The following is a 16032-nucleotide window of genomic DNA, read 5'->3' on the forward strand; positions in this document are numbered from 1 at the left end:
CTGACCAGGGTGACCGCCACAGTCGTGTCCGCAGCTCGCGTAGCCGTGTCCGTAGTCTGCGTAGTCGTGTCCGCAGCTCGCGTAGCCGTGTCCGCATTCGGTGTCGGCCGGAGCTCCTCCATGTCCTCGCCGCGAACACAGCCCGGCCTTACAGGTCGAACTCGCCGTCCTTGGCTCCCGCGATGAACGCCGTCCACTCCGCCGCCGTGTAGCGGACCACGGTGTCGTCCGGATGCTTCGAGTGACGAATCAACACATCGCCACTGCCGTCACCGGCGGGAGCGAATTCGACACAGTTGCCGTTGGGGCCCGAGTAGCTCGATTTCCTCCACAGGAGAGGGCTTGTCATAATTTCTGCTCCAAATCCTTTGCGATCGTCGCGATGAGTTTCGCGGAATCATCGGGGTTTCTCGCGATACCGCGAATGACCTCTACCGCGTCCTGATACGCGTGCACGTCGTCCTCGTCGATGACAAACGCGCCCGAACTGTAATGCTCGAAATGCACGACGGGTTGTGCGTCGGGAAATGAGTACAGCACGAACGGCCCGAGTAATCCGGGGTGCCAGCCGACCCGCGGTGGCACGACCTGAATGGTGACGTTGGGGCGTTCGGCCATGCACAGTAGATGTCGGAGTTGGTCAAGCATCACCTCGGGCACGCAGATCTTCTCGTGCAACGCGTCCTCGCTGATGAGAGCCAACAGCTCAACGGGGTCGCGTCGCGTGATCACTTCGGACCGGCCCACTCTGAGCAGCACACGAGCATCGACTTCGGGCTCCGGCAGGCCGACCGCCGTGGCGAGCGCGCGTGCGTAATCCGCCGTCTGCAACAACCCTGGCACGATGTCCCGGGACCACTCGACCAGGGACGACGCGTGGCGTTCCGACTCGATGGCACCCGCGAGTTGTTGCGGGATTCCCGGCATGCCCACCACCAGCCAGTTCGGTTCCGCCGCGTGCCTGGCCAGGTCGATGAGGCGTTGCTTCTCCTCCCCCTTGATACCGAGAAGCGTCAGCAACGACGCCATGTCCTCCGGGCTCGGTAGACGACGCCCCGTGACCCAGTGCGACACCGTGCCATGGCTGAACCCTAGTCGTTGCGAAAGCTCCCGCCCACTCATTCCCGACGCGTCGAGCAGTTTGCGGATCGCCGCAGCCAGCGCTCGAGCGCGTGTCGTCAGACCGGTGGTGTCAACAGGCACGAGCGGAATCGTAGTCAGCCTCACACGGGGTCCAGCAAGTCACACGATCGGGAGATTGCAACTACAGCCCGTAGACAGACAACGTGATCAGCACAGATCAGCAAGCAGGGGGACGACGATGGGACCATTTCGCTGGCAACAGGCTGAAGGACGGCGGCACGCCTACAACATCGAAAAGACCGCCGTACCGCATCCCGGTATCGCGTTCGACACGTTATGCGGGATCGAGGTCATCCCTCGGAAGCAGGACTTCGTGGAGCTGTCGGGTTGGTGGCACGACCCCACCTGTTGGGTCTGCGACCGCGAATGGCGGGTCCGTTCCGGGTTTCCGGCCCAGGACATCCCGCCGCTCCCCGAGAACGCGTAGGGACGGCACCTACCTCGGTCATCCGGTCGCGCCGAAGGGAAAGACTCCTGCGGTCTCGCCGGGCGCGCTCTTCCGACAACGATCACCACCGGCGACGGGTGGACCGGGGCCGGCCCGGTCGGTTCGCCGACCGCGGCCGGTCTCGACGAATGGTTCCGGTTCGGGCTCGCTCGCGTGCTCGACGGCGTGGCGGAGCTACTTCGGGCCGCTCCCTCCGGCGACGGGCATCGGTGAAGTCGGCACGAGCGTGCGGCGAGCGCGGACACGCCGGCGGGGAGAGTCATCGGACTCGGCGGCCCGCTCGCCACACCGCGTGGGTCAAGGGGACACCGGGGCGGTAGGCGAGATGGGCCACCGAGGGCGCGTCGAGGACGTGCACATCCGCCCGTGCGCCCGGCCGGAGCACGCCCACGGCATCCTCGCCCGACTCACGGCGCAGCGCTCGTGCGCCTCCCCAGGTCGCCGCACGCACGGCCTCGTCCACCGTCATCCCCATCTGGAGCACCGCCGTGGTGACACAGAACGCCATCGATGTCGTGTAAGACGAGCCGGGATTACAGTTCGACGCCAACGCCACGGTCGCCCCGGCGTCGAGCAACGCCCGGGCGTCCGGCAACGGCTGACGAGTGGACAGGTCGCAGGCGGGCAGCAACGTCGCCACCGTGTCGGAGTTAGCCAATGCGTCCACATCGGAGTCAGTGAGATACGTGCAATGGTCCACGCTCGCCGCACCGTGTTCCACCGCCAGCAACACACCCGGCCCGGGACCGAGCTGATTACCGTGCACACGCAGACCCAACCCCGCACGGTCGGCTGCCGTCAGCACCTCACGACACTGCTCGGCGTCGAAAGCACCACGCTCGCAGAACACGTCCGCCCACCGCGCATACGGGGCCACCGCGCCGAGCATCTCACCGCACACGAGCCGCACGTAGTCGTCGGCACTCCATCCGGACGGCACCACGTGCGCACCCAGGAACGTGACCTCGTCGACGATCTCGCTCGCCAACCGAGCGGATCGGGTCTCGTCGGCCACGGTGAGTCCGTACCCGGTCTTCGTTTCGAGACAGGTCGTACCCTGGTTCACCGCCTCGCGCACCAGCCGTCGTAGGGTAGCCGCGAGCACGTGGTCGGGGGCGGATCGCGTCGCCCCCACGGTGACGGCGATGCCGCCCGCGTCATACGGCTGCCCGGCGAGCCTCGCGGCGAACTCGGAGGAACGGTCGCCGGCGAACACGAGGTGGGTGTGGCTGTCCACCCAGCCCGGGAGCACGGTACGTCCTTCGACGTCGACGCGCTCGTCGGTGTCGGGAGCTCGCGCGCCCGGCCCGACCCACACCACTCGTGTTCCTTCCAGCACCAGTGCCGCGTCGGTGAGCCGTCCCAGCTCGGGGTCGTTCGTGGTGAGCTCACCGATACCCGTGACGAGTGTCGCCGTCATTTCCACAGTTCCTCGATCTCGCGTGCCAGCAGTGTCCCGACGTCTCCGAGTGTCGTGTGCACACCCTCCTGCGCGACGATCCTTCCACCGACCACCAAGGAGTCCACATCGGATGCTGAGGCCACCATGGGAATCTGTTCGGGCAGCGCGCCCGCTGTTCTCGGAGTGTCCTCCCGGACGGCCACCAGGTCACAGGGCGCTCCGGGAGTGATCCGTCCCGCCTCCGGCCAACCCAGGCTCGCATGACCGTCCACAGTGGCATGGTGTAGTAGTTCGTGCGGGTCGAATCGTCCCCGCCGCCCGGTACGGAGTCGCTCCCCGTACTCCACCAACCGCATCTCGGCCAGCGGGTCCACCACGGCGTGCTGGTCGCTGCCCAGCGACAGTGCGCATCCGGCGTCGACGAGTTCCCGCATCGGTCCCAGGCCGTCGGCGAGGTCGGCCTCGGTACTCGGGCAGCAGCACACCGCGGTGCCGGAACCCCCGAGCAGTGCGATGTCGTCGGTGCTCAGGTGTGTGGCGTGCACGGCCGTGGTGCGCGGGGACAGCACTCCGGACTCGTGCAACAACGCGACCGGACTGCGTCCGTAGACGGCCTGACAGGCCTCGTTCTCGGCGGGTTGTTCGGAGACGTGCACGTGCAGCGGTCGACCGGGTAGCGCGTCCGCCACGTCCGACAGGGCCTCTGCGGGCACGGCCCGCACGGAATGCACGGCGGCGCCGACGCGGGTGTTGGCGTCGGTGACGCTCGGGGCCAGAGCTTCGACCCGTTCCCTCCAGGCGTGCGCGCTGCCGTCGCCGAACCTGCGCTGCACCCCCTCCAGTGGTTCGCCGATACCTCCGGTGAGATAGCACGCATCCAGCAGGGTCAGTCGGATTCCGGCCTCGGCGGCGGCCTGCCGCAACGCCTCGCCCATCGCGTTCGGCTCGGCGTAACGGCGCCCGTCCGGGCCGTGGTGCAGATAGTGGAACTCGCCCACGCACGACACCCCGGCGAGCGCCATCTCGGCGTAGACCGCCCTGGCGAGACGGTGATAGGAGTCGGGGTCGAGTCGGCCCGCCACCCGATACATCGTCTCGCGCCAGGTCCAGAACGTGCCGCCCGCACTGTGAGTACGTCCCCGTAACGCGCGGTGAAAGGCATGCGAGTGCGCGTTGGCGAACCCTGGCAGCACCAGCCCGAACAACCGATGTGAGTGCGGGCGCGGCCCCGCCCGCTCGACGGAGCGGATGCCGCCGTCGGCGGCCACTGTGACCAGGATCCCATCCGCCACCCCGTCGGGCAGCCACGCACGCTCGCACCAGTAGCTCAGCACGGTGTCTCCGTGAGGTGGGCGAGCACCCGGGCCAGTGCGACGACGCCGGTTTCGCAGTCCTCCGGCTCGGCGTGTTCGGCCGGGGCGTGGCTGATGCCGGTCGGGTTGCGGACGAACAGCATCGCGGTGGGTACCCGGCCGGCGAGGATTCCCGCATCGTGTCCCGCGCCCGTCGGTAACGCCGGAACACCGCCCAGCACGCCGGACAGCTCGTCACGCAGACCGACGTCGAAGGTGACGGTGCCGCCGTAGGATTCCTCGCGCACGGTGACGGTGCAGCCCTCCGCCTTCGCGGTTTCCTCGGCCTCGGCGAGGATCTCGTCGACGACGGCTCGCGTGTCACCGTCGTCGCTCGCACGGGCGTCCAACCACAAGTCCACTGTGGATGGGATGACGTTCGTCCCGCCCGGAAGGGGAACCACACGACCGACCGTGGCCCGCGCTTCGGGCACCGCTCCCGCGATGCGGCGGGCGGCCAGCACCACTGACGCTGCGGGCAACATCGGGTCGGCACGGTCGGTCAACGGCGTGGCACCGGCGTGATTGCCTTCCCCGTGGAACGTCAACCGCCAACGGCCGTGCGCGAGGACCGAATCGGCCACCCCCACCGGTGCGTCGACGTCCACGAGTCCGCGTCCCTGTTCCACGTGCAGCTCGACGAAGCAGCCGATACGGGACAATGCCTCGTCGTCACGGCCCACCCACGCCGGGTCGAGGCCCGCCGTCGACATCGCCTCCGCCAGGGTCACCCCGTCCGGATCACGCAGCGCGCGGGCGTGGTCGGCGTCGAGGGTGCCCGTCAGCAGCCGCGAGCCCAAGCACGGGACGCCGAACCGCCCACCCTCCTCCTCGGCGAACACCACTACCGCCAACGGTCGTGCGGGCCGGAAGCCGCGTGCCCGCAACACGTCCACGGCCGCGAGCGCCGACACCACTCCGAGCGGGCCATCGAACGCCCCACCGCCGGGAACGGAGTCGAGGTGGCTGCCGGTGACCACGGCGTTCGGGCCGGGCGCACCCCACCACGCCCACAGGTTCCCGTTGCGGTCGGTGTGCACGTCCAGTCCCCTGGTCTCGGCCTCGGCGGTGAACCATTCGCGCAGTTCCAGCTCCACCCGGTCGAAGCCGTGGCGCGAGTACCCGCCGCGCACGGGATCGGCGCCCACGTCGGCGATCGCTTCCAGTAACGGTATCGCGCGGCTCATGCGTGGCTCTCCTCCTCGGGCATCGGAATGTGCAGACCTCGCTCGGCGGCCACCCGGCGGGCACGGTCGTATCCGGCGTCGACGTGCCGCAGCACGCCTGTGGCGGGGTCGTTGGTGAGCACCCGTTCGATCTTGCGGCCCGCCTGCTCGGTGCCGTCGGCGACGGTGACCTGACCGGCGTGGACGGAACGGCCCATCCCCACGCCACCGCCGTGGTGGATCGACACCCACGTCGCCCCCGATGCGGTGTTGACCAAAGCGTTCAACAACGGCCAGTCGGCGATGGCGTCCGAGCCGTCGGCCATGCCCTCGGTCTCGCGGTAGGGGGAGGCCACCGACCCACAGTCGAGGTGGTCCCGTCCGATGACGACGGGCGCGGCCAATTCGCCTCGGGCCACCATCTCGTTGAACCGCGCTCCTGCGACCTCGCGTTCGCCGTAGCCGAGCCAGCAGATACGCGCGGGCAGCCCCTGGAACGCCACGCGCTCACCCGCCATGCGTATCCAGCGCGCCAACCTCTCGTCGTCACCGAACAGCTCCAACACGGCGCGGTCGGTCGCGGCGATGTCGGCCGCCTCCCCCGACAGTGCCGCCCAGCGGAACGGGCCCTTGCCCTCGCAGAACAACGGGCGGATGTAGGCGGGCACGAAACCCGGGTAGTCGAACGCGCGTTCACAGCCGCCGAGTTTCGCCTCACCGCGCAGGAAGTTGCCGTAGTCGAACACTTCCGCACCGGCGTCGAGGAAACCCACCATGGCGTTCACGTGCTCGGCCATCGACTCACGGGCACGGTCGGTGAACTCGTCGGGTTTCGCGGTGGCGTAGTCGTGCCAGTCGTCCACGGCCACGCCCTTGGGCAGATAGGACAACGGGTCGTGCGCGGAGGTCTGGTCGGTGACGATGTCCACCTCGACACCCAGTCGCAGCAGCGCGGGCAGCACCTCGGCGGCGTTGCCGATCACGGCCACCGACAGCGGTCGGCCTTCCCGTTTGGCGGCCTCCACCGTGCGAACGGCGCTGTCCAAATCGGGTGCGACCTCGTCGAGGTAGCGAGTCTCCACCCGGCGGCGCGCACGCTCGGCGTCGCATTCCACCACCAGCGCCACGCCCTCGTTCATCGTGACCGCCAACGGTTGCGCACCGCCCATGCCGCCGAGTCCGGCCGTGACGGTGAGAGTGCCGCGCAACGACCCGCCGAACCGTTTCTCGGCCACGGCCGCGAACGTCTCGTAGGTGCCCTGGAGGATGCCCTGGGTCCCGATGTAGATCCACGACCCGGCCGTCATCTGCCCGTACATCGTCAGTCCGAGCGCGTCCAGTCGACGGAACTCCGGCCAACTCGCCCAGTCGGGCACGAGGTTGGAGTTGGCCAGCAACACGCGCGGCGCCCATTCGTGCGTGCGCAGGACTCCCACGGGACGACCGGACTGCACTAGCAGGGTCTCGTCCTCACGTAAATCCGTGAGTTCGGCGGTGATGGCGTGGAAACTCGGCCAGTCCCGTGCCGCTTTCCCCGTTCCGCCGTAGACGACGAGGTCCTCGGGGCGTTCGGCCACGTCGGGGTCGAGGTTGTTGTGCAGCATGCGCAGAGGCGCTTCGGTTGCCCAGGAGCGCGCGGTGAGCGTGGTGCCCCGGGACGCTCTCACGGGTGCGGTCATCGTTCCTCCCCACGGGATTCCTCGGCAGCGCGGAGTGCGGTGCCGGAGCGGATCAGGTCGGCGGCGGTGGCGATGTCGGGTGCCAGGTGCCGATCGGGTCCCGGCCCGGGCACGTGCTCGCGGAGCGTGGTGAGCGCGGCGGCGGTCGCCGGGGCCGGGGACAACGGGGCCCGCAGGTCGAGGCCGCGTGCCGCGGTGAGCAGTTCGATGCCGAGCACGGTCGTCAACCCGTCGACGGCGCGGCGCAGTTTGCGGGCCGCCGCCCATCCCATCGACACGTGGTCCTCCTGCATGGCGCTGGTGGGAATGGAGTCCACCGACGCCGGGACGGCCAGTCGTTTCAGCTCAGCGACCACGGCGGCCTGCGTGTAGTGGGCGATCATGTGTCCCGAGTCGACGCCCGGGTCGTCGGCGAGGAACGGCGGCAGTCCGTGGGAGCGGGCGACGTCGAGCAGCCGGTCGGTGCGGCGTTCGGCCATGCTCGCCACGTCGGCGACGGCAATGGCGAGGAAGTCCAACACGTACGCCAGCGGGGCACCGTGGAAGTTGCCGTTCGACTCGACGCGACCGTCGGTCAGTACCACGGGGTTGTCGACGACGGCGGCGAGTTCCCGGTTGGCGACGGTCTCCGCGTGGGCGACGATGTCGCGGGCCGCTCCGTGCACCTGGGGCGCGCAACGCAGCGAGTAGGCGTCCTGCACCCGCGTGCAGTCCGGGCCGCGGTGGCTGGCGACGACCTCCGACCCGGCGAGGAACCGGGTCATCCTCTCGGCCGACAACGCCTGTCCGGGGTGAGGGCGCAGGGCTATCAGGTCGGCGGCGAACGCTCGGTCGGTGCCGAGCAGCGCCTCGACGCTCATGGCGGCGGTGAGATCGGCGGTGTCGAGGAGGAGGCGGAGATCCGCGAGCGCGAGTGCGAGCATGCCGAGCATGCCGTCGGTGCCGTTGATGAGCGCGAGGCCTTCCTTCTCCCCCAGCTCCACCGGCTCGATACCCGCCTCGGCCAGTGCGTCGGCGGCGGGCCGCAGCGTACCGTGGACGTCGCGGACCTGGCCCTCTCCCATGAGTGCCAACGCCACCGACGACAGCGGCGCGAGGTCTCCGGAGCAGCCGAGTGAACCGTGTTCTGACACCACGGGCACGATCCCGGCGTTGAGCAGGTCCGCCATCGCCCGCACGGTCGACGGACGCACTCCGGTGTGGCCGGTGGCGAGGGTGCGCAGACGCAACAGCATCAGGGCCCGCACCACTTCGCGTTCCACCTCGGGCCCCGCTCCGGCGGCGTGGGAGCGCACGAGTGATCGTTGCAGCTGCGCGCGACGTTCGGCGGGGATGTATTTGACGGCCAGGGCCCCGAACCCGGTGGACACGCCGTACGTGGGGCGGGCCGAGGCGGCCAGCGCGTCCACGTGGGCGCGTGCCTCGGCGACGGCCTGCATCGCCTCGGGGGTCACTTCGACGGGTGCGCCGTCGCGGGCCACGGCGACCACCTGGTCCCTGGTCAGGGGCGGGTGGCCGATGGGAACTGCTCGCATGTCCTCCATCACACCTCGCGTAAGGCTCGCGAGCGAGGCCACGAGGAGCGAGACTGTCTGGAACTCCAGACAGTCGGAAGGTGCTCGGAGGTGCGTGGTGGGTGCCAGCAGCGACGTCCCCGCGTTACGCCGAGGGTTGGCGGTGCTGCGGCTGTTGGCCACGAAGGCCGAACCGGTGACCGCCGCGTCGGTGGCACGCGAGCTCGGCCTGCCTCGTTCGACGACGTACCACCTGCTGTCCGAACTGGTGAACGCCGGATTCGCGACCCACCTGCCCGAGGAGCGCCGCTACGGGCTGGGGCTGGCGGCCTTCGAGGTCGGGTCGGCCTACCTGCGGCACGACCCGCTGGAGGAGCTGGCGCGCCCACTGCTGCGGCGGCTGGTCTCCCGCCTCGATCTCACCGCCCATCTCGGTGTGCTGCACGGCGCCGAAACGCTGTATCTGCTGCGGGAACAGCCCCGGTGGCCGTTGGGTCTGGTCACCGACGTCGGCGTACGGTTGCCCGCGCACCTACCCGCGTCGGGGCGCGCGATGCTCGCCCATCTGCCTGCGGCTCAGGTGCGGGCCCTGTTCCCGAGCGCGGCGAGTTTCGTGCTCCGCACCGAGCGGGGACCGACCGACCTGCCACGACTGCGGCGCCTGCTCTCGGCAGAACGCCGACGTGGCTGGGCGGTGGAGGACGGCTACGTCACCGAGGGGTTCGCCTCGGTGGCCGCGCCGGTGTTCAACCCGGATGGACGGCCGATCGCGGCGATCAGCGTGACGTTCCGACACGAATGCGACGGCGAACGGGAGTGCGGACGGGAATGGCCCGAGGCGGCGGCCGAGGTCAAAACCACGGCCGCCGAACTCACGGCACGGGTCGGCGGGCGGGCCGAGTGATCCACCGGCGTGACCCGCACGGTCTCTAAGCGGTCGAGCTGTTCCCACGGCGGCGCGTGATCACAACCGTGGCGGCACCGACGAGCAGTACCGCTGCTCCGACGCCGACGAGCGTCACCGCGTCGGTCCCGGTGGAGGCGAGTGTGTCGACGTCGTCCGCCCGGTTCTGGGAACCAGCCGGCGGATTCGCCGACGGGTCTTCGAGCGAGACACCCACCAGTGAGTCACCGGCGCTGTCCCCGTCCTCACCCGGCAACGGCCGGTCAGGTCCCGGGACGATGCCGACGGTGGTCGTGTTGTGGTGTTCGCCGTACGTCGCGTGTACTCGGGCGAAGGCGGCGGCGCCCTCCTCGCGCTGCCACGGACCGAAGATCTCGATGTGGTACAGGCCCGCCTGCTGGTCGGTGAACACCGCGCGCCCCTGCTCATCGGTCACAGCCGTCACCATCGGGGCGTCCGCGTCGTCGACGTCTCGCAGTCCGACCGTCACGCCGGGCACGTACTCGTCGTCGTCGTCGATGTTGTCGCCATCACGATCGTGGAAGAGGGCGACGGTCGCGTCGGAGGCCCGCCCCGGCACCTTGGCCCGGGCGTCCACATACGGATGTCCCGAGGTGCCCTCTCCCGGGCCGAAATGACACCCGACGACCACGAACCCGTAGTCGGCCGCACCGTCGGGCACGATCCCGGTGACGTGGTAGGTCTGGGTTCCTCCCGGCTCCACGGTGACCCCTTTACCACTCCAGACCAGGTCACCGAAGTGCTCCGGCTTCGAGACGCCCCCAGCTCGTTGTCGTTGCCGGCTCCTCCGCAGAACGCCGTCACACCGGCGAGGGGCTCGCTGCCCTCGTTGGTCAGGGTGATCGTCATGTGCGCGGTTTCGCCGGACCGGTAACTGTCCTTGTCGAATTCCATTGTCGGAATCAACACGTCGGAGACAGGACGGACCATGCGGAATTCGATCCCGGTGTGTTCCCCGGACCCGTCGACTCGCAGTCCCTCGGTTCTGGTGTCGCCGACCCAACCGTCCTCGATCTGGCCGACACTGTGGAGGTACACGCCGGCGGGCACGTCGGTGAAACTGTACCGTCCGTCCTCGTCGGTCTTGACGCTTTTGCTGTAACCGGGGCGGAACAACTTGACGGTGACTCCCGCCAGCCCCTCACCCTCGTCGTAGGCGCCGTTTTCGTCCGCGTCGCCGTAGACGAGTCCGTTCACCGGATGGGTTTCGGTCAGGGGCACGACGGGCAGCGTCAGGTATTGAACCGAGTCGGACCCGGCGTTCGAGCTTCGCACGTACACGGAGATGTGTGGCTCCCCGTCCCACCATTCATGGATGGTGCCGGTGGGTTCCAGCGTGACCGATTCCCCGGCCGGAAGGGTTTTCCCCGCCCCGGTGTAGCCGTCGAGCTGCTCGTCCGGAACGCTGAACGAGAAGTAACCCTCGCCGTACACGCTCACGGTGACACCGTGGGCATCGGCGTCTCCCGCGTTGGCGATGGTCACGGTCAGTGGAACATCGTCACCGACAATGAAGGGCCCGTCGGACACCGACGCCTCGACAGCCGGTCCGTATGCTCGGCACTTAGGCCACGGCGTGTTCAGGCGACCCGGCAGCCGAGCCGGTCGGCCAGCCGACCACGAAGACCACACCGGTGTTCAACCCGACTGTCTCCGCAATCGAACAGGATCAAGGTACGACTCCGGAGAAACAAGGCGTTGAAACGACTACCGATCCTCTTCAGACGGTGCCGAGCCCCGTTCACTCGGACACCCCGCCCCGCCGAGTCGAGGATGGACAAGACCATGGGATGCCACTTCCCCGATTCAGTCGGTGATGTCGAGCGCGGCGCGAACGATACTGTCGGAGTCGATGCCGTGGTGGCGATAGACATCCTCCAGTGAACCTGATTGTCCGAAGCTGGCCACACCGAGCGCGGTGGTGGCCACCCGGTTGATCGTGGCCAGGAACGACAGAGTATGCGGATGTCCGTCCAGGACGGTGACCAGCGGCGTGGCGCGCTGCGCGGGGAAGACCTGGTCAAGGATCCAGGAGTCGGCTCGCTCGTGGCCCTGTCGTGCGCGCACAGCTCGGTAGAGCAGGCCGGGGCTGGTCACGCACACCACGTCCGCGGGGATGCCGATCTGGTCCAGACGACCGGCGGCGTCGAGGGCTTCGGGAACCACGGCGCCCATGGCGGCGATGGTGACCTTCACGTTCTCGGTGCGGCGCAGGGCATAGGCGCCGGCGACGACCTGGCGTCGACGGCGTTCCCGGGCAGCGGGATCGGTAGGCACGGCGGCCAATGTCTGATCGACGGGTCGGGTGGACAGCCGCAGGTAGGCCGACGAGCCGCCGGGTTTGCCGAGCTGGGCGAGAGCGGCGAGCAACGTCCATTCGACGTCTTGGGCGAACGCCGGCTCGTAGGTGAGACAGCCGGGCTGCTCCAGGCCGATCGACGGCGTCTTGATCGACTGGTGTGCTCCGCCCTCGGGTGCGAGAGTGACGCCGGACGGGGTGCCGACGAGGATCGACTGACCACCGGCGTAGATGCCGTAGGACCACGGTTCCAGAGCCCGTTCGACGAACGGGTCGTAGAGCACCCCGATCGGCAGGAGCGGCTGTCCCCAGCGGCTCCAGGTCGCGCCCAGCTCACTGATCAGGCCGACCAGGTTGACCTCGGCGATACCGAGCTCGATGTGCTGCCCGGTGAGTTTTTCCTGCCACTGCAGGATGGTCTCGGCATCGTCGGCGAACCAGTTCGGACGTTCCCGGACCGACCACACACCGACTTTGTTGATCCAGCCGCCCAGGTTGGTGGTGGAGCTGACGTCGGGGCTGACGGTGACGACGCGCCGCGCGGCGTCGGGTGCTTCGCGGGTGAGGTCGAGCAGAACACGGCCCAGCGCGGCCTGCGTGGTGGCGGTGCCGGAGGGGGTGCGGCCGAAGTCGACGGGGATCGCGGGTGGGGGAAGAGCGGGGAACTCGGGCCGCTTCAGGCGTCGCGCGGTTGCCTGGCACAGCTCGTGTTCGGGGCTTCCCTCGGGGAACGCGCGCCACGGGTTGTCCAGATCGGCGCCCAGGCGCTCGGCCAGCTCACGCATCTGCTCATCGGTGAGCAGCGCCGAGTGGTTCTGCGGATGCCCCTTCGTCGCCAAGCCGTAGCCTTTGACGGTGTAGGCGAAGATCACCGTGGGGCGGGTGTCGTCGATCGCGCCCAGAGCGCGGTCCAGCGCCGCCAGATCGTGTCCGCCGAGATTCGCGATCGCATCGACCAGTGTGGTGTCATCGAGTCCGGCGACGAGTTCGGCGATGGCTTTGGACGAAGGCCCTTCACCTGGCAGACGGCGGCGCAATTCGGTGGCGTCACACCGCAACAGCCGCTGGTACTCCGGGTTGGTCATGGTGTCGATGCGCTGCCGCAGCTCGGCACCGCCCGGACGCGTGAACAGCTCTTCCAACAAACTGCCGTACTTGAGCTGGATGACCTGCCAGCCGGCGGCGGCGAACATCTTCCGCAGCTTGTCGGCGGCGATGTTGGGCACGATCCGATCCAACGACTGGCGGTTGAGGTCGACGATCCAGACGACCTCCCCCAGCTCGGCGACACCGGGGTCGAGCACGGCCTCCCACACGGCGCCCTCGTCCAGCTCGGCGTCCCCGACCAGCGAGTACTGCCGCCCGGTTCCCGCGCCCCCGAAGGCGATGTCGACGTAGCGTCGGGACATCGCGCCCCAGATCGGCGCGGTCGCGCCGATGCCGACCGATCCGGTGGAATAGTCGACGGGGTCGGGATCCTTGATGCGGCTCGGATAGCTCTGCAGTCCACCGAACTCGCGCAGCCGAGGCAGGTACGACTCGTCCAGCTCACCCAACAGGTAGTTGATCGCGTGCAACACCGGCGAGGCGTGCGGTTTCACCGACACCCGGTCCTGCGGGCGCAGGTGGTTGAACCACAACGCGGTCATGATCGACACCATCGAGGCCGACGATGCCTGGTGTCCGCCGACCTTCAATCCCGACGGGTTCGGCCGGACCCGATTGGCGTGGTGGATGATCGCGCTCGACAACCACAGCACTCGGTCCTCTATCGCGCGCAGGACGTCCGTGGTGGGCGGGGTGGTGACGGACTCGCTCATCTCGCCATCCTCGTTCAAGCGTGCAGGTTGCTGCCAGTGAAGCAATCTGTTGGACTGATGCTCAATAGTTGGCCATTAAGTTGAGCAATCTGCGCAATAAGAGCTCGCAGGTGCGGCGAAGAGGTGAGCACAATGCCCCACGACGGCCCGGTCGGTGCGGTCGATGCCAAGCTCCTGTTGGAGTTGACCCGACACCCCCGCGCGACCACTCTCGCCCTCGCCGACCGTGTCGGCGTCTCCCGCAACACGGCGCAATCCCGGCTCACACGCCTGGAGGAGAGCACCCTCGACTCGTTCGAGCGCCGCATCCCACCGGCTTCGCTGGGATATCCGCTCACCGCGTTCATCACCGCCCAGGTGGCCCAGCGCCTGCTCGACGAGGTCGCCGAAGCACTCGCCGAGATCCCCGAGGTGTTGGAGGTCCACGGCATCTCCGGCCCGGTGGACCTGATGATCCACGTGGTCGCCCGCGACGCCGATGACCTCTACCGCATCGCGGGCCGCATCCTCGCCATCTCCGGAATCGAGCGCACCAACACCAGCTTGGTGATGCGGCAACTCGTGGGTTACCGGATCACCCCGTTGCTCCGCCGCGCGGCCGAATAACCGGGCTACCGTCGCGGCATCTCGGGCACCGGTGGCACGCGGCGCCGGGCCCCGTCCACGGCTGGTTCGGACAGTGGGCAGCCGAGTCGTTCGGCCAGTTCGGCCAACGCGGGGCCCAAGGTCCGATCGACCCGCACCAGCGCGTGGGGGTCACCTCGGGTTTCACCTTTGTTCACGATGAGCACCGGCTTGCCCGTTTTCGCGGCGTGTCGGACGAAGCGCAGTCCGGACATCACGGCCAAGGAGGAGCCGAGCACGAGAAGCGCGTTCGCGTCGTCGACCAGGCGGTAGCACTCGTCCACGCGGGGTCGTGGCACGTTCTCACCGAAGAACACCATGTCCGGCTTGAGCACCCCGGTTCCGCAGGCATGGCATGACACGATCCGGAATTCGCGCACGACCTCCTCGGGCAAGTCGACGTCGCCGTCCGGGTTGAGGCGGGTGGCCCCGGCGCGGAAGTCCGGGGTCGCCTCTCGCAGCCGCTGTTCGAGGAACCGTCGAGAACTGATCTCTCCGCAGTCCAGGCACACGACCCGGCTGAGGCTGCCGTGCAGTTCGATCACTGCCGTGGCACCCGCCGCCTGGTGCAGTCCGTCGACGTTCTGCGTGATGATCCCGGAGAGGTATCCGTCCCGTTGGAGCACCGCCACCGCCCGGTGGCCCACATTCGGCCGGGCCTGCGCCACCGCCGTCCAGCCGAGGTGACTGCGAGCCCAGTACCGCTGTCTGGCGGCCTCGCTACCGATGAACTCCTGGTGCGTCATCGGCGAATGCCGCCGCAGCGTTCCCCCGGCACCGCGGTAGTCCGGAATACCGGACTCGGTGGACAGGCCCGCCCCGCTGAGGACCACGACACCACGGCCGCCGACCACTCGGACGACCTCGGCCAGATCCGTTGTCCATGGCGCCGACCCCGTCGGTGTCCAGCTCACAGTCGGTCTCATCCGCACCAGTCCAGCGTACGAGCTGTTGCCGCGTGCGCCCGAGCGTTCGGCGCTGGTCCTCCCGTCTTTGTCCCGGTTCGCCGTCGACGACGGGCACGCCGAGGCCATCCCGGTCGAACGAGCGTTCACCTTCCCGAACAACCCGGCTGTCTCCGGTGGGCCGGTGTGAGACGTGACTCGATCGGGTAGTGCTTGAGTGATCCGTGGTGAGGAGTCGCCGTGAGTACCATTCAACGCTCGATCGACGTACACGTCCCGGTGAGCACTGCCTACAACCAGTGGACCCAGCTTGAGACGTTCCCCCACTTCGTCGACTACCTACAACGGCTCATCCAGCGCACGGACACCCTGCTGCACGGAGATATCGAACTGGCCGGACGACGCCACATGTTCGAGGTCGACATCGTCGACCAGCAACCGGACGAGTGGATCGCCTGGCAAGCGGCGCAGGGCCCCGCGCACCTTGGCAGAGCCACGTTCCAGCAACTGGATGACCACCACAGCCGGGTCATGGCCGAACTGACGGTGCCCGACACCGCGGCGGACATGGCCGCCCAGCTCGCCGAACAAGGACTGGCCGGGTTCAAGCACTACATCGAAAGCCGAGGCCGGGAATCGGGCGCGTGGCGCGGCTACATCGCCTCGTCCTCTACCGACAGCGGCACCGCCCTACCGCGCGTGTCATACGGCCGTCGCCCTGTGAACCGCTCCCGCTAGCACCCGTCCGACCTCAT

Annotated in this window: 16 protein-coding genes; 5 read left to right on the forward strand and 11 right to left on the reverse strand. The window is 68.6% G+C overall.

Translation table 11 applies throughout. The features are described from left to right. Nucleotides 1–148: 148 nt before the first annotated feature. Complete coding sequence (locus M7H19_RS16905) at nt 149–349, reverse strand: DUF397 domain-containing protein (RefSeq protein ID WP_298182596.1); 201 nt, start codon at nt 347–349, stop codon at nt 149–151. Further along, a complete protein-coding gene (locus M7H19_RS16910; RefSeq protein WP_298182598.1) occupies nt 346–1203 on the reverse strand; it encodes a helix-turn-helix transcriptional regulator in 858 nt (285 codons plus the stop codon). Before M7H19_RS16910 ends, M7H19_RS16905 begins: the two co-directional genes overlap by 4 nt. A gap of 118 nt (nt 1204–1321) precedes the next feature. Between M7H19_RS16910 and M7H19_RS16915 the strand changes: the two genes are divergently transcribed. Continuing rightward, a complete protein-coding gene (locus M7H19_RS16915) occupies nt 1322–1570 on the forward strand; it encodes a zinc finger protein (protein WP_298182600.1) in 249 nt (82 codons plus the stop codon). Between the two features lie 280 nt (nt 1571–1850). Here the strand turns inward: M7H19_RS16915 and hutI are convergent, their stop codons facing one another. From hutI to hutH, 5 genes are read right to left on the reverse strand one after another with little or no spacing between them, the layout of a single operon-like run. Next, nucleotides 1851–3011 carry an imidazolonepropionase gene (gene hutI / locus M7H19_RS16920; RefSeq protein ID WP_298182602.1) on the reverse strand — a complete coding sequence of 387 codons (1161 nt, stop codon included), beginning with the start codon at nt 3009–3011 and terminating at the stop codon, nt 1851–1853. Further along, a complete protein-coding gene (locus tag M7H19_RS16925) occupies nt 3008–4327 on the reverse strand; it encodes a formimidoylglutamate deiminase (protein WP_298182604.1) in 1320 nt (439 codons plus the stop codon). Before M7H19_RS16925 ends, hutI begins: the two co-directional genes overlap by 4 nt. Next, complete coding sequence (locus M7H19_RS16930; RefSeq protein ID WP_298182605.1) at nt 4321–5532, reverse strand: allantoate amidohydrolase; 1212 nt, start codon at nt 5530–5532, stop codon at nt 4321–4323. Before M7H19_RS16930 ends, M7H19_RS16925 begins: the two co-directional genes overlap by 7 nt. Next, nucleotides 5529–7190: a urocanate hydratase gene (hutU, locus tag M7H19_RS16935; protein WP_298182606.1), complete on the reverse strand. Its 1662-nt coding sequence runs from the start codon at nt 7188–7190 to the stop codon at nt 5529–5531. The genes M7H19_RS16930 and hutU overlap by 4 nt, the downstream gene beginning before the upstream one ends. Next, nucleotides 7187–8725, reverse strand: coding sequence for a histidine ammonia-lyase (gene hutH, locus M7H19_RS16940; protein ID WP_298182607.1), 1539 nt, complete (start codon nt 8723–8725; stop codon nt 7187–7189). The genes hutU and hutH overlap by 4 nt, the downstream gene beginning before the upstream one ends. 97 nt (nt 8726–8822) lie before the next feature. Between hutH and M7H19_RS16945 the strand changes: the two genes are divergently transcribed. Continuing rightward, complete coding sequence (locus M7H19_RS16945) at nt 8823–9608, forward strand: IclR family transcriptional regulator (protein WP_298182675.1); 786 nt, start codon at nt 8823–8825, stop codon at nt 9606–9608. A 25-nt stretch (nt 9609–9633) separates the two neighbouring features. On the opposite strand, the gene M7H19_RS16950 is transcribed toward M7H19_RS16945, so the two are convergent. From M7H19_RS16950 to M7H19_RS16960, 3 genes are all read right to left on the reverse strand, one after another. Further along, complete coding sequence (locus tag M7H19_RS16950; protein ID WP_298182608.1) at nt 9634–10098, reverse strand: LPXTG cell wall anchor domain-containing protein; 465 nt, start codon at nt 10096–10098, stop codon at nt 9634–9636. Further along, nucleotides 10095–11159: an SdrD B-like domain-containing protein gene (locus tag M7H19_RS16955; protein ID WP_298182609.1), complete on the reverse strand. Its 1065-nt coding sequence runs from the start codon at nt 11157–11159 to the stop codon at nt 10095–10097. Before M7H19_RS16955 ends, M7H19_RS16950 begins: the two co-directional genes overlap by 4 nt. A gap of 276 nt (nt 11160–11435) precedes the next feature. Then, nucleotides 11436–13748, reverse strand: coding sequence for a pyruvate dehydrogenase (locus tag M7H19_RS16960; protein WP_298182610.1), 2313 nt, complete (start codon nt 13746–13748; stop codon nt 11436–11438). A gap of 132 nt (nt 13749–13880) precedes the next feature. Here M7H19_RS16960 and M7H19_RS16965 point away from each other — a divergent pair, with 132 nt between their 5' ends. Next, entirely contained in the window at nt 13881–14354 is a 474-nt protein-coding gene (locus M7H19_RS16965; protein WP_298182611.1) for an Lrp/AsnC family transcriptional regulator, read from the forward strand. Between the two features lie 5 nt (nt 14355–14359). Here the strand turns inward: M7H19_RS16965 and M7H19_RS16970 are convergent, their stop codons facing one another. Continuing rightward, complete coding sequence (locus tag M7H19_RS16970; protein ID WP_298182612.1) at nt 14360–15298, reverse strand: NAD-dependent protein deacetylase; 939 nt, start codon at nt 15296–15298, stop codon at nt 14360–14362. 25 nt (nt 15299–15323) lie between these two features. Here M7H19_RS16970 and M7H19_RS16975 point away from each other — a divergent pair, with 25 nt between their 5' ends. After that, complete coding sequence (locus M7H19_RS16975) at nt 15324–15467, forward strand: hypothetical protein (protein ID WP_298182614.1); 144 nt, start codon at nt 15324–15326, stop codon at nt 15465–15467. 50 nt (nt 15468–15517) lie between these two features. Then, nucleotides 15518–16015 (forward strand): SRPBCC family protein, encoded by a 498-nt coding sequence (locus tag M7H19_RS16980; protein ID WP_298182616.1) that lies wholly within the window; start codon nt 15518–15520, stop codon nt 16013–16015. Nucleotides 16016–16032: the final 17 nt, after the last annotated feature.

Source organism: Saccharomonospora sp. (genome assembly GCF_027317685.1).
In the GTDB taxonomy this organism is placed as follows: Bacteria; Actinomycetota; Actinomycetes; order Mycobacteriales; family Pseudonocardiaceae; genus Saccharomonospora.

Excerpts from the sequence above, each read along its gene's own strand:
- M7H19_RS16905 (WP_298182596.1), bottom strand. The coding sequence starts at position 349 with ATGACAAGCCCTCTCCTGTGGAGGAAATCGAGCTACTCGGGCCCCAAC.
- M7H19_RS16915 (WP_298182600.1), top strand. The coding sequence starts at position 1,322 with ATGGGACCATTTCGCTGGCAACAGGCTGAAGGACGGCGGCACGCCTAC.
- hutI (WP_298182602.1), bottom strand. The coding sequence starts at position 3,011 with ATGACGGCGACACTCGTCACGGGTATCGGTGAGCTCACCACGAACGAC.
- M7H19_RS16930 (WP_298182605.1), bottom strand. The coding sequence starts at position 5,532 with ATGAGCCGCGCGATACCGTTACTGGAAGCGATCGCCGACGTGGGCGCC.
- hutU (WP_298182606.1), bottom strand. The coding sequence starts at position 7,190 with ATGACCGCACCCGTGAGAGCGTCCCGGGGCACCACGCTCACCGCGCGC.
- hutH (WP_298182607.1), bottom strand. The coding sequence starts at position 8,725 with ATGCGAGCAGTTCCCATCGGCCACCCGCCCCTGACCAGGGACCAGGTG.
- M7H19_RS16960 (WP_298182610.1), bottom strand. The coding sequence starts at position 13,748 with ATGAGCGAGTCCGTCACCACCCCGCCCACCACGGACGTCCTGCGCGCG.
- M7H19_RS16965 (WP_298182611.1), top strand. The coding sequence starts at position 13,881 with ATGCCCCACGACGGCCCGGTCGGTGCGGTCGATGCCAAGCTCCTGTTG.
- M7H19_RS16970 (WP_298182612.1), bottom strand. The coding sequence starts at position 15,298 with ATGAGACCGACTGTGAGCTGGACACCGACGGGGTCGGCGCCATGGACA.